The sequence below is a fragment of the Kitasatospora sp. RG8 genome (assembly GCF_017813315.1).
In the GTDB taxonomy this organism is placed as follows: domain Bacteria; phylum Actinomycetota; class Actinomycetes; order Streptomycetales; family Streptomycetaceae; genus Kitasatospora.
Genome location: NZ_JAGIYX010000021.1, coordinates 1 through 18,408 on the forward strand (window position 1 = coordinate 1; position 18,408 = coordinate 18,408).

The 18,408-nt window shown below is 75.3% G+C and carries 10 protein-coding genes; 6 read left to right on the forward strand and 4 right to left on the reverse strand.

Features of this window, described 5'->3' with window-relative positions; genetic code table 11:
• Together J5Y04_RS26930 and J5Y04_RS26935 are read right to left on the reverse strand one after the other, a co-directional pair.
• A partial coding sequence (locus J5Y04_RS26930) for a non-ribosomal peptide synthetase (protein ID WP_209414993.1) occupies positions 1-4,234 on the reverse strand: 4,234 nt, incomplete at its 3' end.
• On the reverse strand, positions 4,231-9,219 hold the full coding sequence (locus J5Y04_RS26935; protein ID WP_209414994.1) for a non-ribosomal peptide synthetase: 4,989 nt from the start codon (positions 9,217-9,219) through the stop codon (positions 4,231-4,233). The genes J5Y04_RS26935 and J5Y04_RS26930, both read right to left, overlap by 4 nt.
• Positions 9,220-9,741: 522 nt before the next feature.
• Here J5Y04_RS26935 and J5Y04_RS26940 point away from each other — a divergent pair.
• On the forward strand, positions 9,742-10,179 hold the full coding sequence (locus J5Y04_RS26940; RefSeq protein ID WP_209414995.1) for a YchJ family protein: 438 nt from the start codon (positions 9,742-9,744) through the stop codon (positions 10,177-10,179).
• A gap of 45 nt (positions 10,180-10,224) precedes the next feature.
• Here the strand turns inward: J5Y04_RS26940 and J5Y04_RS26945 are convergent, their stop codons facing one another.
• Positions 10,225-11,193, reverse strand: coding sequence for a polysaccharide deacetylase family protein (locus J5Y04_RS26945; RefSeq protein WP_209415108.1), 969 nt, complete (start codon positions 11,191-11,193; stop codon positions 10,225-10,227).
• A gap of 249 nt (positions 11,194-11,442) precedes the next feature.
• Between J5Y04_RS26945 and J5Y04_RS26950 the strand changes: the two genes are divergently transcribed.
• Positions 11,443-11,985, forward strand: coding sequence for a GNAT family N-acetyltransferase (locus J5Y04_RS26950; RefSeq protein ID WP_209414996.1), 543 nt, complete (start codon positions 11,443-11,445; stop codon positions 11,983-11,985).
• Positions 11,986-12,059: 74 nt separating this feature from the next.
• Here J5Y04_RS26950 and J5Y04_RS26955 read toward each other — a convergent pair whose 3' ends face one another.
• Positions 12,060-13,307, reverse strand: coding sequence for an MFS transporter (locus J5Y04_RS26955; protein ID WP_245205506.1), 1,248 nt, complete (start codon positions 13,305-13,307; stop codon positions 12,060-12,062).
• A gap of 57 nt (positions 13,308-13,364) precedes the next feature.
• Here J5Y04_RS26955 and J5Y04_RS26960 point away from each other — a divergent pair, with 57 nt between their 5' ends.
• The 4 genes from J5Y04_RS26960 (at position 13,365) to J5Y04_RS26975 (ending at position 18,357) form a co-directional block, all read left to right on the forward strand.
• Positions 13,365-14,333: a helix-turn-helix transcriptional regulator gene (locus J5Y04_RS26960; RefSeq protein WP_209414997.1), complete on the forward strand. Its 969-nt coding sequence runs from the start codon at positions 13,365-13,367 to the stop codon at positions 14,331-14,333.
• A 513-nt stretch (positions 14,334-14,846) separates the two neighbouring features.
• Positions 14,847-16,430 carry a M1 family metallopeptidase gene (locus J5Y04_RS26965; RefSeq protein WP_307853325.1) on the forward strand — a complete coding sequence of 528 codons (1,584 nt, stop codon included), beginning with the start codon at positions 14,847-14,849 and terminating at the stop codon, positions 16,428-16,430.
• A gap of 531 nt (positions 16,431-16,961) precedes the next feature.
• Positions 16,962-17,483 (forward strand): SigE family RNA polymerase sigma factor, encoded by a 522-nt coding sequence (locus J5Y04_RS26970; RefSeq protein ID WP_209415110.1) that lies wholly within the window; start codon positions 16,962-16,964, stop codon positions 17,481-17,483.
• Positions 17,470-18,357 carry a hypothetical protein gene (locus J5Y04_RS26975; protein ID WP_209414998.1) on the forward strand — a complete coding sequence of 296 codons (888 nt, stop codon included), beginning with the start codon at positions 17,470-17,472 and terminating at the stop codon, positions 18,355-18,357. Before J5Y04_RS26970 ends, J5Y04_RS26975 begins: the two co-directional genes overlap by 14 nt.
• The last annotated feature ends 51 nt before the right edge of the window (positions 18,358-18,408 follow it).

Below are 18,408 nucleotides of genomic sequence, written 5' to 3' on the forward strand. Positions count from 1 at the left end.
CCACCGAGATCATCGCGAAGTCGAAGGCGGAGCCGGTCTGCTGGTACACCCAGACGCCGAGCGCGAAGGTGGAGAGACTGGTGCCGATCATCGAGACGAACTGCCCGATCGCCACCTTCGCGAAGGTGCCCAGGTCGGCCCGGGCGGCCGGGCGCTTGGCCGCGACCTCCTCGGCCACCGTTCCACTGGCTGTGAACTCGGCTATCACCCGGGCGAGTTCGTTCGCCTGGTGCTTGAGGAAGTAGTGCCCGGCACGCGGGATGACCGCCAGGTCGACGGTCTCGCCGAAGTGCTCCCACTCGGCGTAGCGCTCCTCGTACAGCTGGGTGGCACGGTCCTTCTCGCCGACCACGCAGAGGATCGGCGCCGATATCCGGGCCGGGCGGGCGTCCCCGTACGCCCGGGTGTAGAACTCCTCGGCCTGCCGGACGTCGTGGCGCAGCGCCCGGACCAGGAAGTCCTGTTCCTCCTGGTCGTAGACGTCGGTGAAGCCGCCCATCGCCCGCAGGTAGTCGAGGTAGGAGCGGTTGGAGAGCATCCGGTCGCCGGGCAGGCGCTTGGCCATCCACTCGGCGAACCGGCCGGGGAGCCGGGCCGCGGGGAAGGTCCCACCGAGGGCGACGCCGCGCAGGTCGACGCCGGCCGCCTCCAGCCGGGCGCCGAGTGCGGTGGCGAGCGCACCGCCGAGGCAGTGTCCGTAGAGCACCACCGGGCCGTCGATGCGTTCGGTGATCTGCTCGGTCAACCGGTCTGCCAGGCCGTCGAGTTCGGCCAGTTCGTCGTCGGGGCGGCTCGGGTCGTGGCCGGGCAGTTCGACGGCGTAGAGCCGGTGGCCGGGGGGCAGGGCGTCGGCGAGCGGCTGGAAGGTGATCGGGCTGCCGCCGCCGTAGGGGACGCAGACCACGTTCACCTCGGCGGGCGCGTTGCCGCGGGTGAGCTTGTGCAAAAGGGTGCGCGGGCCCTCGTCCGCCGTGCCGCCGGCCCGGGCGTCGAGCAGGGTGGCGAGCTCGCGGACGGTCGGGTGCTGGAAGAGGTCGATCACCGAGAGCCCGCGGCCGATCAGCCGGACGGCGTGCACGGCGGAGAAGGAGTCGCCGCCGAGCGCGAAGAAGTCGTCCGCCGCGCCGATCTCGTCCACGACCAGGACCTGCCGGTAGGCGGCGGCCACCTCGTGCTCGGTTGCGGTCGTCAACTCACCGCCACCCGAGACCGGTTGGGCGGCCTCCGGCTCGGGCAAGGCGGCCCGGTCGACCTTGCCGTTGGCGTTGAGCGGCAGGGCGTCCAGCACGACCAGGGCGGCGGGCACCATGTAGTCGGGCAGCCGGGTGCGCAGCGCGGCCCGCAGCTCGCCCGGGTCCGGGGCGGCGGCCGGGTCGGCCGGCACCAGGTAGCCGGCCAGGGTGCGGGCCGCGCCCTCGCCCCGGGCGACCACCACGGCCTCGCGGATCTCCGGACGGCTCGTCAATTCGGCCTCCACCTCGCCGATCTCGACGCGGAAGCCGCGGATCTTGACCTGGTGGTCGACCCGGCCGAGGAACTCGATCGCGCCGTCCGGGCGGCGGCGGACCAGGTCGCCGGTGCGGTAGCTGCGCCGGTCGCCTACGACGGTGAACCGCTCGGCGGTGAGGTCGTCGCGGCCGAGGTAGCCGCGGGCGACGCCGCCGCCGGAGACGTACAGCTCGCCCGGGACGCCGACCGGCACCGGGCGCCGGCGGGCGTCCAGGACGTGCGCGCCGACGTTGCCGAACGGCCGGCCGAGCGGCGCGGTGGCGGCGTCCCCGAGGTCCTCCGGCACGGGCGCGCCGAGCATGGAGACGGTGGTCTCGGTCGGGCCGTAGTGGTTGTGCAGCAGCAGGTCGGGGCGGGCCGCGCGGATCCGGGCGACGAGGTCCGGCCGCAGGGCCTCACCGGCGCAGATCAGCAGCCGGCCGGGCAGGATCCCGCCGAGGCCCGCGCCGTGCGCGGCGAGGCCCTCCAGGTGGCTGGGGACCAGCTTCATGGCGTCGATCCGGTGCTCGGCCGTGTAGGCGGCGAAGGCGTCCGGGTCGGTGGCCTGCTCACGGGTGAGCAGGTGCAGGCAGCCGCCGGCGGTGAGGGCGCCGAACACGTTGGTGGTGCCGAGGTCGGCGGCGAAGGTGGAGACCAGCGCCCAGTTCCAGCCCTGCTGGTCGCCGCCGATCCGCTCGCGCAGGCCGTGCAGGTAGTTGCGGTAGTTGCGGTGCTCGACGGCGACGCCCTTGGGGGCGCCGGTGGAGCCCGAGGTGAAGATCAGGTAGCAGAGGTGGCCGGGGCGGACGTCCACCTCGGGGGCGTCGGCGGCGGCCGTGCCGTCCAGGACGACGACCGGCGCGGTGTCCGGGGTGGCGGCCGTGCGGGCGCGCAGGTCCTCGGTGGTGACCACGGCGGCCGCCCCGGAGGCGGTCAGCAGGGCGCGGATCCGCTCGTCCGGGTACAGCGGGTCGAGCGGCAGGTAGGCGCCGCCGGCCTTGAGGATGCCGAGCATGCCGACGACCAGCGCGGCCGAGCGCTCGACCAGCAGGCCGACCGGGGTGTCCGGGCCGACCCCGAGCGCGCGCAGCCGGTGGGCCAGCGCGTTGGCCCGGTGGTCGAGTTCGGCGTAGCTCAGGACGCCGTCGGCCCCGCGGACGGCCGGGGCGTCCGGTGTGCGGCGGGCCTGCTCCTCGACGAGGCCGTGCAGCGTGCCGTCGAGGTCCCAGCCGCGCAGGGTGTCGTCCCAGTCGGCGAGCAGGCGCTCCTCGGCGGGCGTGAGCAGCGGCAGGTCGGCCAGCGGGCGGTCCGGGCCGTCGGCCATCGCGTCGAGCACCGTGGTGAGGTGGCCGAAGACGCGGCGGACGGTCGGCTCGTCGTACAGCTCGGTGCGCCAGACGAGGTCGGCGGTGAGGTCCCCGCCCTGGTCGACCACGGCGACGGAGAGGTCGAACTTGGCGGTGTCGGTGCCGACGGGCTGCCAGTCCGCCTTCAGGCCGGGCAGGTCGAGGGCGGCCTCGGCCTGGTTGTGGACGTTGAGCATGACCTGGAAGAGCGGCGTGTGCGCGAGTTCCCGCTCCAGGCCGAGGGCGTCGATCAGCCGCTCGAACGGCAGGTCCTGGTGGCCGAAGGCGCCGAGCGTGCCCTCGCGGACGCGCTCCAGCAGCTGCCGCACGGTCGGGTCGCCGGAGAGGTCGGTGCGCATCGCCAGGGTGTTGACGAAGCAGCCGACCAGCGGTTCGGTCTCGCTGCGGGTGCGCCCGGCGACGGGCGTGCCGACCACCACGTCCTCGGCGCCGGTGTACCGGGAGAGCACGGTCTGCAGGCCGGCCAGCAGCACCATGTACGTGGTGGTGCCGGTCTGCTCGGCGAGCGCCCGGATCCGGTGGCTGCGTTCGGCGCCGAGGCCGACGGTGATCTTCTCGCCGCGGGTGCCGGCCAGGGCGGGCCGGGGCCGGTCGGTGGGCACGGTGACGGTGGCGGTGGCCCCGCGCAGCCGCTCCTGCCACCAGGTCTCCTGCCGGGTCAGTTCCTCGGCCAGTGCGGTCTGCTGCCAGTGCGCGACGTCGGCGTACTGGACGGGCAGCGGTGCGAAGGCGGGTGCACGGCCTGCGGACCGGGCCGCGTAGGCGGCGGCGAGGTCGGCGAAGAGCACGCCGATCGACCAGCCGTCGGCGGCGATGTGGTGCAGCACCAGGCCGAGCACGCTGGCGCCCCCGCCGGTGCGCAGCAGGGTGGCGCGCAGCGGCAGGTCGGCGGCGAGGTCGAACGGCCGCCGGGCCTCGGCCTCCAGGACGGCGTCCACGCGGTCGGCGGGGACGTCGGCGGTGGCGAGGGTGAAGGAGGCGGCGTCGCGGGTCTCGGGTCTGACGTCCCCTCCGTCGGCCCGGTAGACGGTGCGCAGGACTTCGTGCCGGTCGAGCACGTCGGTGAGCGCGGCGCCGAGCACGGCGGGGTCGGGCTCGCCGTCGAGGTGCAGGGCGAGCGGGATGTGGTAGGCGGCGCTGTCGGGCTCGTACTGGGTGAGGAACCACATCCGTCGCTGGGCGGAGGAGAGCGGCGCCGGGGTGCCCTCGGGGCGGGGCGTGATGCCGTGCGCCCCCGGGGCTCCGGCGTCCGCTCCGGCCCCGGCTGCCGCGTCCCTGGCCGCCTTCGCGGCCTTGGCCTTGGCGAGCCGTCGGCGGAGCAGTTCCTGGCGTCTGTCGTCCTGGTCGGGCCGGGGCCCGGTGGTGGGCTGGTCGGTCATGCGTTCTCCCCCGTCCGGGCGGCGGCGTCCTTGCCGTCGGGCCCGGCGTCGATCCGGTCGGTCTGGTCGGACTCGTCGAACTCGTCGAACTCGTCGAACTCGTCCGTGTCGTCGAGTTCTTCGAGGAGCTGGTCCTCGATCCGGCGCGCCATCGCGGCCAGGGTGCGGGCCTCGAAGACGGTGCGCAGCGGCAGGTCGGTGTCGAAGGTGTCGCGGATCCGGGCGGTCAGGCGGGTGGCGAGCAGGGAGTGGCCGCCGAGCGCGAAGAAGTCGTCGTCCCGGGAGACCTGCTCCAGGCCGAGGACCTCCTGCCAGAGGTCGGCGAGCAGTTCCTCGCAGTCGCCCTCGGGCGGCCGGCCGGCGCCGCCGAGCCGCGGCGCGGGCAGTGCGGCCCGGTCGACCTTGCCGGCGGGCGTCAGCGGCAGCGCGTCGAGCAGGACGAGCGCGGCGGGCACCATGTAGTCGGGCAGCCTGCCGGCGAGCGCGCTGCGCAGCGCGTCCTCGGTGAGCGTGCCGTCGGTGACGGCGTATCCGGCCAGGACGGGCCCGGCCGGGGTGCCGGCGAGGCGGGCGGCGCCCGCGGTGACGCCGGGGACGCCGGTGAGCGCGGCCTCGATCTCGCCCAGCTCGATCCGGAACCCGCGCAGCTTGACCTGGGCGTCGGTGCGGCCGTGGTACTCCAGCCGGCCGTCGGCGCGGCGGCAGGCGAGGTCGCCGGTGCGGTACATCAGCTCGCCCTCGGGGCCGCCGGGCTCGGGGACGAACCGTTCGGCGGTCAGGTCGGGGCGGCCGTGGTAGCCGAGCGCGACGCCGGCGCCGGCGATGCAGAGCTCGCCGATGCCGTTGACCGGTACGGGCCGGCCGGCGGCGTCGAGCAGGTGCAGCCGGGTGTTGGCGATGGGTGCGCCGAGTGCCACCACTCCGCCGTGGGCGGCGAGTTCGGGGGTCACCTGCTGGGCGGTGGACCAGACGGTGGTCTCGGTCGGCCCGTAGAGGTTCCAGAGCGCGCCGGTGCGCTTGATCAGGGCCTCGGCGAGGTCGGCGGTGAGCGCCTCGCCGCCGCAGAGGGCGGTCAGGCCGGGGCGGCCGGGCCAGTCGGCCTCCAGCAGCATCCGCCAGGTGGCGGGGGTGGCCTGGAGGTGGGTGATGCCGCGCCGCTCCAGCCAGCCGGCCAGGGCGTGGCCGTCGGTGGCGGTGGCGCGGTCGGCGATCTCCACCCGGGCACCGGTGACCAGCGGCAGCCAGAGTTCGAGCCCGGCGATGTCGAAGGTGACGGTGGTGACCGCGGCCATCACGTCCTGCTCGGTGAGGCCGGGTTCGCGGCCCATCGAGGTGAGGAAGTTGACGATCGCCCGGTGCGGTACGGCGACGCCCTTGGGGGTGCCGGTGGAGCCGGAGGTGTAGAGCAGGTAGGCGCGGTCCTCCGGGCCGACGGCGACGGCCGGGGCCTGCGGGGCCGTGGCGGCCTCCGGCCCGTCGATCAGGACGACGGCGCGGCCGTCGAGCAACTCGTCTCCCGCGGTGGCCTGTTCGGCGACCAGCAGGGTGACGCCGGCGTCCTCCAGCACCGCGCGGTTGCGGGCGAGCGGCTGGTCGACGTCGAGCGGCAGGTAGGCGGCGCCGCTGCGGAGCACGCCGAGCAGGGCGGCGGGCAGCAGCCGGCCGCGCCGGACGGCGACCGCGACCAGCGTGCCGGGGCCGGCCCCGCGCCCGGCCAGCAGGTGCGCCAGGCGGCCCGCGGTGGCGTCGAGTCCGGCGTAGTCGAGGACGCCGTCGGCGGCGGAGACGGCGACCGCCTCCGGGGTGCGGGCGGCCTGGGCGGCGACCAGTTCGTGGAGCCGGGCATCGGGCACCGGTTCCCCGGTCCGGTCGGCCGGTGCGCCGGCGGCCAGATCGGCGGCCGAGAGCATCGCCAACTCGCCGATCGGACGGTCGGGTTCGGCGACGGCGGCGGCGAGCAGCGCGACCAGGTGGCCGAGCGCGGCCTGCACCGACCGCTCGTCGTAGCGCGAGGTGCGGTACTCGGCGGAGAGCAGCGGCCCCTCGGCCGGGAACTCCAGGAACAGCGAAAGGTCGGTCTTGGCCCTGCCGTTGCACACCTCGGAGACGAACTGCATGCTGAGGCCGGGGAGTTCGATGCCGGCCACCGGGTGGTTCTGGACCGCGAGCAGCACCTGGGAGATCGGCGAGGCGGTCAGCCCGGCCGATCCGACGGCCCGGCGGGCGTGCTCCAGGAACGGGTAGCCGCTGTGCTCGGCGGCGTCCAGCACCACCGGGCGCACCCGGGCGACCAGTTGGCGGAAGGTGTCGGTGCCGGCCGCGTCGAAGCGCAGCGCGACGGTGTTGATCAGCGAGCCGAGGACCTGCTCCAGCTCCGGGACGGGCCGGACGGCGAACGGGCTGAGCACGGCGAGGTCGGTGCGGCCGGTGTAGCGGTGCAGCACGCCGCCGAGCGCGGCCAGCACGGCCATGTAGAGGCTGGCGCCCTCCTGTGCGGCCCAGCGCTCGGCCGAGCGGACCAGTCCGGCGTCGATCCGGCGGGCGGTGCGGCGGCCCGCGGTGTCGTGCGGGTTCGGGTGCGGGCGGTCGCCGGGCAGGTGCTGGTCGGCGTCCAGCCCGAGCAGCCCCTCGCCCCAGCGCAGCGCGTCCTCCCGGCCTGCCTCTTCGGCGCGCTCCTCCCAGCGGGCGACGTCGGACACCTGGAGCACGGGCTCGGCGAGCTCGCCGTCCTGCAGGGCGCGGCCCAGCTCGGCGAGGAACAGGCCGGCCGCCCAGCCGTCCATGGCGGCGTGGTGGACGGTGAACAGCAGCTCGTGCCGGCCGTCGCCGCTGCGCAGGGCGAGGGCGCGCAGCAGCCGGCCCCGGGCGAGGTCGAGCGGCCGGGCGGCCTCGGTGCGCAGCGCCGCGTCCAGCTCCTCCTCCCCCGCGCCGGTGAGGTCCAGCAACGGGACCTCGACCGGGTAGGGCGGGCGGACCTCCGCGACCACGTCGCCGTCCTGGCCGCCCAGCGCGGTGCGCAGCACCTCGTGGCGGCGGACCACCTCGGTCAGCGCCCGGCCGAGCGCGGCGAGGTCCAGCGCGCCGACGGCCCGGATCCGCAGCGGCACGTTGTAGAGCGCACTGCCGGGCTGGACGGACTCGTGCAGCCAGAGTTCGCGCTGGAAGGCGGTGGCGCGGGCGGGCAGTGCGGCCTCGCGGACGGGCGGGGCGACCGAGGGGCGACCGCCGCCGCCGTTGGCCACCCGGACGGCGAGCGCGGCGACGGTCGGCGCGGCGAAGAACTCGGCCAGCGGGACGCGGGTGCCGTACTCCCGCTCGATCCGGGCGAGCAGGCCGGCGGCCAGCAGCGAGTGACCGCCGAGGTCGAGGAAGACGTCGTGGACGCCGACCTCGGGGACGCCGAGCAGGCCGCGCCACAGCTCGGCGATCCGGGTCTCGACGGGGGTGCGCGGCGCGACGAACAGCTCCCCGCCTCCCCGGCTGCGGGCGACCGGCGGCAGCGCCTTGCGGTCGGTCTTGCCGTTGGGCGTGAGCGGCAGCCGGGCCAGGACGCCGACGGCCAGCGGCACCATGTAGCCGGGCAGCGCGGCGGCGCAGTGGGCGCGCAGTTCGGCGGCGGTCGGCTCGGCGGCGCCGGGCGCGGGCTGGACGAAGGCGGCCAGGTAGTCGCCGGCCTCGTCCTGCTGGACGACGGCGGCGGCGGCCTCGACGGCGGGGTGGGCGGCGAGCACCGCCTCGATCTCGCCCAGCTCGACCCGGAACCCGCGCACCTTCACCTGGTGGTCGATTCGGCCGTGGTACTCCAGGTTCCCGTCCGGCAGGCGGCGGACGAGGTCCCCGGTGCGGTAGCAGCGCTCGCCGCCGACGGTGACGAACCGCTCCGCGGTGAGGTCCGGGCGGCCGTGGTAGCCGCGGGCCAGGCCCTCGCCGGCGAGGTAGAGCTCGCCGATGCCGCCGTCCGGCACGGCGGTCCGCCGCTCGTCGAGGACGTGGCCGGTGGTGCCGGTCAGCGGGCGGCCGATCACGGGTTCGCCGCGCTCGTCGCGGCCGACCAGCGACCAGGTGGAGTAGACGGTGTCCTCGGTGGGCCCGTACAGGTTGTACAGGCGCTCGACCTGCGGCTGGGCGTAGACCTGGTCGGCCAGGTGGCGCGGGAGCGCCTCGCCCGCGAGGTTGACCACGCGTACGCCGCCCGGCAGACCCCCTCCGCCGGGCAGGCCGGCACCGCGCAGCAGTGCGGCCATCGCACTGGGCACGGTGTTGACCAGGGTCACGGCGTCACGGGCGGGCAGCTCGGGCAGCGCAAGGACGTTCTCGGCCACCACGACCGCGCCGCCGACGGCGAGCGGGAAGAACAGCTCGTACACCGAGATGTCGAAGCAGACCGAGGTGCCGAACAGCACGCCGGCCACGTCGGCGGCGCTGTAGGTCCCGGCGGCCCAGCGGAGCATGGCGTTGACGCCGCCGCAGGTCACCGCGACGCCCTTGGGGCGACCGGTGGAGCCGGAGGTGTAGAGCACGTAGGCGAGCGCGTCGGCCGTGTGGGCGGCCGGGGCGAGCGGTGCGGTGGGGCTGTCGCCGTCGGTGTACAGCAGGGTGGCGCCGGCACCGGCCAGCAGGTGCTCGTGCGCCCGGTCGGTGACCACGACGGGCGCCTGCGCGTCGCCGATCACCAGCTCCAGCCGGTCCTGCGGGTACGCCGGGTCCAGCGGCACGTACGCGCCGCCTGCGCGCAGTACCGCCAGCAGGGTGACCACGAGGTCCGCCGATCGCGGGAGGCAGACCCCCACCAGCGTCTCGGCGCGCACCCCGGCGCCGGCCAGCCGGCAGGCCAACGCGTCGACCGCGGAGTCCAGTTCCCGGTAGGTCAGGCTCCGCTCGCCGTCGATCACGGCGACGGCCTCGGGCGTCCGTCTGACCTGGGCGCCTAGCAGATCGGCCGGCGATGCGATCGGGTCGAACGGAGGAAGTCCCGTCGAACTCATCAACTCTCCTGAGGGATGGCCCTGCGCCGACTTGTGGTCGGCGAGAAATGGGCGGTGTGCCCTCGGAGATGGTGGGGTAAGGATCTTCGAATGGCCAGCACATTTCCCACACTCGTTCGATATGCCGGAAAGATCACCTCTTTCTCTGCGCTGAGCGGTACGCCTGGGTGACGGTTCGTCGGCCATCTTTCACGGACTGTCAGCACTGGTGACATCCGAACGCATTGGCGCTACCTTCATTCCAGCCACGGACCACTCCCGGCGCGCACCCCCTGCGCCCCGCCCGCCGCGATCTCTTGGCATTCCCTTTACCCTGCCTCGTCGTCGGCGCGCCGCCCCTGCCACTGCCTCCGCCTGCACCGTTGCCACTCCCGCCACCACAGTGGTGCCGGCCGGCACCGGAAGCCGTGCCCCCCGGACCCCCGCGACCCACCGGCAGGGCGCGGGTGCGCACCAGGACCCGGAGACCGCACTGCCCCGACCCGGAGCGCGGCACTCCCCCGAGGGGCCAGAATGGACGCCATGTCCCGACGCCGACCCGCGCCCCGCGCCGCCGCCCCCGCACCCCGGCTGCTGCCCTCCTCGCCCTGCCCGTGCGGCCTGTCCGCCTCCTACGGCGACTGCTGCGGCCGCTACCACCGCGGCCAGGCCGCGGCGCCGACCGCCGAGGCGCTGATGCGCTCGCGCTTCAGCGCCTTCGCCGCCCACGACGAGGCCTACCTGCTGCGCACCTGGCACCCCGACACCCGGCCCGCCACGGTCGATTTCGACCCCGGGCTGCGCTGGGTCCGCCTGGAGGTGCTCTCCGCCACGGACGGCGGGCGGTTCCACGCCGAGGGCACGGTCGCCTTCCGCGCCCACTACACCGAGGGCCGGGAGGAGGGCGTCCTGACCGAGCACAGCCGGTTCGTCCGCCACGAGGGCGCCTGGGTGTACCTCGACGCGCTCACCCTGGACTGACGGCCGCCCGGTCCCGGTGGCGGCCGTCCCCGGCGGCGGCCGCCGCTACAGGTAGTCGTCCAGGCGGGCGAGGGTGAACCCCTGTGCGGTGACCTCGTTCACGACCTTGCGGAGCAGGTCGGGCATCGTGCCGTTCCACAGGTCGGTGCCCCGGAAGTGGGTGAGGATGATGTCGCCGGGGTGCAGCCGCTGGTCCTCGTACCGGTACTCGACGTGGTCGGGGAACGCCTCCTCGTTCCAGAGCGGCACGGCCTCGATCCCGCAGGTGGCGGCGGCCCGCAGGGTGTCGTCGTTGTACTCGCCGTACGGGGGCCGGAACAGCCGGGGGCGGACGCCGATCTGCTGCTCCAGCTGGTCCTGCTGGCGGCAGACCTCGTCGCGCTGCGTGGCGTAGTCCAGCACCTTCAGGTTGCGGTGGTTGATGGTGTGGTTGTTCACCGCGTCGCCCTGGGCGGCGAGCCCCCGGAAGTAGCCGTAGTCCGAGCGGGCCAGGTAGTCGGCGACGAAGGTGCTGAGCGGAACCCCGAGCTCGTCCGCCATCCGGGAGAAGTCCGGGTCCTTCTCGGCCCCGTCGTCGACGGTCAGGAAGACGATCTTCCGGTCGGTCGGAACGCGGTACACCACCGGGGGCAGCCCCTCCTGGAGCTTCACCCCCTGCACCGGCTTCAGTTCCGGCTTCACCAGGGGCGGCTGCGGCGCCCGCGGCGGCAGCTGCTCCAGCCCCCACCGGTGCGCGGTCTCCAGCCCGGCGCGCACAGCCGCCTCCCGCCGGGCCACCGCCTCGCCACTGCTCTCCTCCTCGGCGCGGGCCAGCCCCGGCAGGGCCAGCGGCGCGGCCGGCGGCCTGGGCACGCCCCGGTCCGCGGCCGCACCGGCCCCCGAGGACGGACCGCCCTGCCCCTTCTCCGGCCGGCCGTCCGCACCGGCCCGCGCGGCGCTGACGCCGGCTCCCGAGGACGGGCCGCCCGTCCCGCCCGGCACGGCGCAGCCGGCGACCGCCGCGGCCAGGCACATCACCGCCACGAGACCGCTCCCGGCCCGGCGGCCGCTCCACTGTCCTCCCCTCAGGCCCCCATTAATACGATGATCTGATGGTGTGTCCATGGAGCACTGCTCCCCCGACACACCCGGCCGTCAATCCCCCCGTCACCCGCCCGGCCCACCTCCCCGGCCCCTCGCCATCGACGGGGTGGCGCGGGCGCCGCGAGCCCGGTGGTCGAAAATCACTGGTGACGACGGCGTCCGGGCGCCGATAATGCGCGCATGACAGCCGGCACGCAGCGCACGACCGATTCCTGGACCGTCTCCCGGGCCGATGTCGGCTCCGCGGAGGCGCAGGTGTTGCTGCGCGAGTACTACATCGACGTCGCCAACCGGTACTACCGGCTGCACCTGGGGCGGGACGGGACCGACGAGGAGATCGAGACCGGCCTGGCCGACTCACCGAGCGACGACCTCGCCGGGCCGACCGGCGTCTTCCTGCTCGGCCGGTACGGCGGCGAGGCGCAGTCCTGCGCGGGGCTGCGGATCCTCGACGACCGCACCGTCGAGCTGACCAGGGTGTTCGTCCGGCACGCCGCGCGCGGCACCGGCGGCGGCGGCCGCCTGCTGGCCGCCGTCGACGAGGCGGCCCGCTCCCTCGGCGCCGAGCGGATCGTCCTCGACACCCGGCTCGACCTGGTCGAGGCGCGCGCGCTCTACGCCCGCCACGGCTACCGCGAGATACCGGCCTACAGCAGCGGCCCGTACGCCCAGGTCTGGTACGGAAAGGACGTCAACGCCCCGGAGCACGCCGCCGCGCGTTGAACCGGCAGACCCGACCACCGCGCACCGCCTGCGACCACCGCCCGAACCCGCGCCCGCCGCGCACACCTGACGCCTCAACACGCGGGCCCACCGGTCTCCAGCCCCTTCCCACGGGCGCCCACCGGGAAGGGCGCGTCACCCGGCGCACCGGCCGCGGACGGTCCTCCGTCGGCTCGAAGACCGGGCGCCAGTAGCAGGGTGACGCCCAGGGAGGCCGCCGCCGTCACGGCCATCCCCACCGACGGCGAGGTGCACTGGGCGACGCCGCCCGCCAGGGCGGCGCCCGCGCCCTGCACGGCCAGCATCCCCGAGGAGTGCAGTCCGAGGGCGTGTCCGCCGAGCGCGTCCGGGGTCAGGGCCATCAGGCGCTCCTGGAGCAGCAGGCCCGCCGAATAGCCGACGGTGGCGAGCACGACCGCCGCCGCTGCGAGCGGCAACGGCGGGTGGACGGCGAAGACCAGGTAGGGGGCGGCCAGCAGGAGGCAGAGCGGGACGGCGAGGCGTTGACGGAACCGCCGCGGGACGAACCGTCCGGCCAGGAGGTCGCCCGCCAGCATGCCCGCGGCGCCGCAGGCGAAGAGGAATCCGGCGTGCCGGGGCGCGTACGGGATGTACAGGGATTCGCAGCCGACGATCAGGCCGTTCGGCACCCAGAGCGCGAGATAGACCCGGCGGCGGGGCTTCGACGACCACAACAGGGCGTTGTTCCGCCAGGTCTCCCGGACCGACGGCCGCCCGGCGGACCGCGGCGGACGGCGGCCGAGCCCGAACCGGGCCACCACGGCCGCCACGAGGTGCAGCGCGGCGCCGGCGAGCAGGGTCCCGCGCGGCGACAGTGCGGTCACCAGGGCGCCACCGAGCGCGAAGCCACCGATCTGCACCGCTCCGGCGGACATGTTGAACACGGAGCGGCCCAGCAGGTACCCGTCCTTGGCGAGGAGTTCGTTGAGCAGCCCGTACCGCACTCCGCCGCCCAGCGCGGAGACCGCGCCGAGGACGAGGACGACGGCGAGGACCGCCGGCACGGGCAGGCCGGGAACGGCCTGGACGGCGGTGCCGAGGGTGAACAGCAGGGAGAGTCCGGCCAGCGCGGTGCGCGGTGGCAGCCGGTCGGCCGCCGCCAGCAGCGTCGTCGCCCCGACCACCTGGGCGAGGGAGGGGCCGAACATCGCGAGGGCGGAGAGCAGGGGCGAGCCCGTCGCGGTGAAGACCAGCGTACCCAGGGCGAGCCCGCTCACCGTCTGGGCCGCCGCCTGTGCGGCGGAGGCCAGAGAGAGCGGAGTGAACTCCTGGGTGCGGAAGAGGTCCCGGTAGGTGCGCATGACCGGAGTCTCGGGGCGCCGGCGGCGAGCCGTTACTGTTTCGCGGGGAGGCGAAACATGGGCTGGTGGCAGGTGAACGCCGACACGCTGGCGGAGAGCCGGTTCGTCGTCTCGCCCCTGGCCGAGGCCGTCGCGGGCCTGAAGCTCCTGGAACGGGGCACCGCCGCCCACCCGGGCGAGCGCGTCTGGCTGGACGCCCACCTGCCGGCCTACCGGGAGCGGAAGGCCGAGGACCCGGTCACGTCGCTGCTCCTCCACGCCGCCCTGAGGCCCGCCTGGAACGCGACCTTCCTCACGCCCACACCGACGGGCGCGGGCGAGCGGACCTTCGAGGAGGAGCTGCTGCGGATACGGCGGACCCCGCCCGGGACCGCCCGCACCGACCTGGAGGAGGCACTGGACGGACCTCTCCCCACCCGGCTGGACCGGCCCGACCTCCCGGAGCTCGCCGCCGGCCTCCTGGAGTGGGTCTGGACACGGACGGTGGCACCCGACTGGCCGAGGCGGCGGCGCATCATCGAGGCGGACGTCGTCGCGCGGACGGCCCGGCTCGGCCAGGACGGCTGGGCCGGAGCGCTGGACGGCATGCGTGCCGGAATGCGCTGGCTCGGGCAGAGCCGCCTGCAGATCACCGCCCACGACCACCCCCCGCAGAAGACCGCCGGGGCGCAGCTGATGTTCGTTCCCGTCACTCCCCGGCAGAGCTGGCTCTGCTGGGAGTCCGGCCGGTACGCCGTGGTCTACCCGTGTTCGGGCGTCCTGGCGGACACCGGCCGGGCACCCGCCCCCGAAGCCCTGCGCGCACTGCTCGGGCCCGCGCGGGCGACCGTCCTCGTGCTCCTCGACCGGCCGAAGAGCACGACGCAGCTGGTGGCCCTGACCGGGCAGGGGCTGGGATCGGTCGGCCGCCACCTGAAGGTGCTGCTCGACGCCCGCCTGGTCCAACGGCGCCGGGCCGGACGCTCGGTCCTCTACTACCGGACCGCGGCCGGTGAGGTTCTCGTCGAGGCCCAGGGCGACGGCTGACGTCAACCGCTGGGGGGGTAACGCCGAGGGCGACGGCTGGAAATAACGGCTGGGAGTAACGGCTGGGAGTGACCGCTGAGGGCGACGGCCGAGGCGGCCGTCCGGCACCCGTGCCGCCCGACCGACCCGCCTGCCCGCGCCCCGCCCGGGCTTCCGGGTGCCGGGCAGGGCGCGGGCACAAAGGACGGCCGCCGGACCTGGCCAGGTTCTCCGACGGCCGTGGCCCCGTCCGTCAGGGGGCGGAGCACTTCGAACGTTATGACACTCCGCGCCCGCCCGGCCACCACACGCGTCCGTCCGGGGGATGCCGCGTGTCGCGCGGGCCGCCCGGGCTGTCGGACCCCTCGGCTACGATCCGTACACACATGCTCACAGAGGGGCCGGCGCTGAGCCGCGCGGACCCGACCGGCCCGGGGAGACGGGGGAAACAGCAGCACGGGCCCCGCAGGAGACCGCGCGAAGGCCCGTGCGAAGGACCACGCGAAGAACCACTCGGAGGACGACGTGAAAGCGGTGCTCACCCTGTTCGGGCCCCGTCCCGGCCTTGCCGTCGCGGCCGCCCTCGGCGCGCTGCTCCTCGGGGCCGCCGTGCCCGCAGCTGCCACGCCGTCCGGCACTCCGCCCCGCACTCCTGACGACGCCACGGGCGCGGGCGGCGTCGGCGACCCGGTCTTCCCCGCACTCGGCAACGCGGGCTACGACGTGCTCGCCTACGACCTCGGCTTCCGCTACCGGCCGGACGGCAATCGGCCGGAGAGCCGGAGTGTCGACGCCACCGCCGCGCTGACCGCCCGTGCGCTCACCGCGCTGCCGGGGCTGGAGCTGGACGCCGCCGGCCTGGACGTCCACGGCGTCCGGGTCGACGGGCGGCCGGCGCGGTACCGGGCGCACGACGAGAAGCTGACGGTCGTCCCGGCGCGGGCGGTACGCCGGGGTGCCGTGCTGCGGATCGAGGTCACGTACTCGGCCACTCCGCGGGCGAGGCCGCCGCACAGCGGGTGGGTGTCGACGCCCGACGGCTTCGCGGTGGCCGGCCAGCCCGACCACGCGCACACCGTGTTCCCGTGCAACGACCACCCGGGCGACAAGGCCCGGTTCACCATCGACGTCACCGCGCCGGACGGCCTGCTCGGCGTGGCGAACGGCCGCCTCACCGCGACCGACCACCCGGAACGCGGGCTCACCAGGCGGCGGTACGAGTCGCGCGAGCCGATGGCGACGGAGTTGGTGCAGGTCTCCGTCGGCGACTACACCGTGCGCGAGCGGACCGGCCCCGGCGGGCTCCCGCTGCGCGACGTCGTCCCCGCCGCCCGCGCCGCCGCCCTGGAGCCCGCGCTCGCGCTCACCCCCGGTCAGCTGAGGTGGGCCGAGCAGCACCTCGGCCCGTTCCCGTTCGAGACGTACGGGCTGCTGCCCGTCAACACCGACGACCCGGACGCCTTCGAATTCACCGGCCTGGAGACGCAGACCCTGACGCTCTACAAGCCGGGCTTCCTGCTCCAGCCGGAACCGCAGATCGGCTCGCACATGATGCACGAGCTGGTGCACTCGTGGTTCGGGAACAGCGTCTCGCCGCGCACCTGGGCCGACCTCTGGCTGAACGAGGGGCATGCCGACCTCTACGGCCTGATGTACCGCTACGACCGCGGCTGGCCCGACTCGGCGGGCTTCACCACCCTCACCGACCGGATGCGCGACGTCTACGCCATGGGCGACCAGTGGCGGCACGACTCCGGGCCGGTGGCCGCGCCGACGGCGGCGGCCCTCTTCGACAGCCAGCGGTACACGGGCGGCGCCCTGGTGCTGTTCGCGCTGCGCGAGCGGGTCGGGGCGGGCGCCTTCGACCGGATCGAACGGGCCTTCCTCCAGCGGTACCGGTACGGCACGGCCACCACCGCGGACTACATCCGCACCGCCTCGGAGGTCTCCGGGCAGGACGTCACCGGTCTCCTCACCGACTGGTTGTACGGCGAGCGCACCCCGCCCATGCCGGGCCACCCGGACTGGACGGTCACCCCTCCCACCGCCTCCACCACCGGGAACGGCCTGGCGGGCCGCGGGCCGACCGCCGCGCCACGCGGTTCCGGGACGCTCTGACCGGACGCCGGCCGCCTGCGCGGGCCGTGGGTGCCGCGTCCTGTGGGGCAGCGCGCGTTGGGCGCCGCGTCCTGTGAGGCAGCGGGCGTTGGGCGTACGGCCGGTGCGCCGGTCCGGTGCGCTCGGGCGCCTGCCGCGCGCCCCTGGACCGTGGGTGCCCACGGGCGCATCGTGGTGCCACGGCCCGCCCGCCGCCCGGCCGAGTTCCGGCCGGCTCGCGGGCCGTCCAACGCCTGCGGGCGCAGCCCCGGTCGTGCCGCGATCCGTGCCCCGATCCGCTGTCCGCACCGCGCCCGGGCCACTTCCGGCCGGCTCCCCTGGGGGCTCCCCCGTCGGCCCCTGGTGGCACCCCGGAGAATGTCCCGAGAAAACCGCCGTCACCAGGCAACCCGTACCGGCTCCCACCGCGTTCAGCTGCCGTGAGACGAACACGGACGACACCGAGGACGCGGCCGCAACGGCCGGACCGTCCGACGGACGCGGCGGGAACGACAGGAACACCGATGGGAACACCATGGCGGGGGCAGGATGATGAGGGACGCGACACCGGACTTCGAGGAGTTCGTCGCCGCCCGCAGCCCGCGTCTGCTGCGCGTCGCGTGGCTGCTGACCGGCGACCCGCACCTGGCGGAGGACCTCTTGCAGACGGCGCTCGCCAAGGTCTGGCCGAAGTGGGAGAAGATCTCCATCGAGCACCCGGAGGCGTACGTCCGGCGTGTGCTGGTGAACGCGCACGTCTCCTGGTGGCGGCGCCGCTGGCACGGGGAGCTGCCGCACGGCGAGCTGCCGGAACCGCCGACGGACGCGGACCCGTTCGAGGACGTGGTACTCGGCCAGGTGGTGGCCGCCGCCGTCCGGGCGCTGCCGCCGCGTCAACGGGCGGTCGTGGTGCTGCGCTACTTCGAGGACCTCAGCGTCGAGGAGACGGCGGAGGCCCTGGGCTGCAGCACGGGCACGGTCAAGAGCCAGACGCACCGGGCGCTGCTGGCACTGCGCGGCAAGCTGCCCGCCCGGGAGCTGCTGCTGGAGGGGGCACGCCGTGAGCTGGTCTGACACCGGCGGCCGCGGTGACGTGTCCGGCCACGGCCTGGGCGAACGCCCGGTCGACTCCGAGGCGGAGCACGAGCTGCGCGTCCTCCTCCAACGCGCCGCACCGCACCTCCCGGCGCCCGCCGACCGGATGGACCGGATCCGCGAGCGCGCCGACCGGACCCGTCGGCGGCGGCGGACCGCCGCGCTGGCGGCCGGGCTGACCACCGGTCTGGTCGCCGCCGCCCTGGCCGCGGCCCCCGCCCTCGCACCCGGCCGGCCCGCCACCGCCCTGCAGCCCGCGACCGCCGTACCGCCGCTGCCCGGAGCCCCGGCCGCGAGCGCACCGACCCCGGCCGCGGGCTCCCCCAGCGTCGTGCCGAGTGCCTCGCCGAGCACGTCCTTGCCCCCCGGCACGCGGCCGCTGTGGTTCCCGGACATCGGCGGGGTGATCGTCGACGTGCCGGCCGGCTGGTCGAGCACGGTCATCCCGTCCACCAAACCACTCGCCTCCACCGGGTACGCGGCGAGTGAACCGCTCGGCACCAAGGCGTCCTGCCCGCCCCAGCAGGCCGACTGCGGACCGCTCGGCCGGATCGCCGAGGGCGGTGCGCTGGTCACCATCACGTTGGTCGACAACCTGAACCCGTCCGGGAAGCCGTCGGCCGGGATGGCCGAGGTCGAAACCGACATCGACAAGACGTGCGGCCTGCGCGGCGGTACGCGCGAGCTGGTGGGCCATCGGATCGTCCTCGTGGCCGAGACGGTGGCCACGGTCGAGCTGATCGGCTGTATGAACCGGCCGGCCGAGGAGACCGTGCAGCTCGTGCAGCAGCTCTTCGAGACGGTCCGCACGACCGGTGTCGCCTCGGCCGCGCCCGGCAGCACCCGTCGCTGACGGCCCCGCTGCCGGCGGCGGTTGCGCCGGGCCCGTGCCCGTCGTGCCGTC

Bases quoted from the DNA above. Each gene is read 5' to 3' on its own strand.
- J5Y04_RS26935 (WP_209414994.1), bottom strand. From the start codon at position 9,219: ATGAGTTCGACGGGACTTCCTCCGTTCGACCCGATCGCATCGCCGGCC.
- J5Y04_RS26950 (WP_209414996.1), top strand. From the start codon at position 11,443: ATGACAGCCGGCACGCAGCGCACGACCGATTCCTGGACCGTCTCCCGG.
- J5Y04_RS26945 (WP_209415108.1), bottom strand. From the start codon at position 11,193: ATGTGCCTGGCCGCGGCGGTCGCCGGCTGCGCCGTGCCGGGCGGGACG.
- J5Y04_RS26970 (WP_209415110.1), top strand. From the start codon at position 16,962: ATGAGGGACGCGACACCGGACTTCGAGGAGTTCGTCGCCGCCCGCAGC.
- J5Y04_RS26955 (WP_245205506.1), bottom strand. From the start codon at position 13,307: ATGCGCACCTACCGGGACCTCTTCCGCACCCAGGAGTTCACTCCGCTC.
- J5Y04_RS26940 (WP_209414995.1), top strand. From the start codon at position 9,742: ATGTCCCGACGCCGACCCGCGCCCCGCGCCGCCGCCCCCGCACCCCGG.
- J5Y04_RS26960 (WP_209414997.1), top strand. From the start codon at position 13,365: ATGGGCTGGTGGCAGGTGAACGCCGACACGCTGGCGGAGAGCCGGTTC.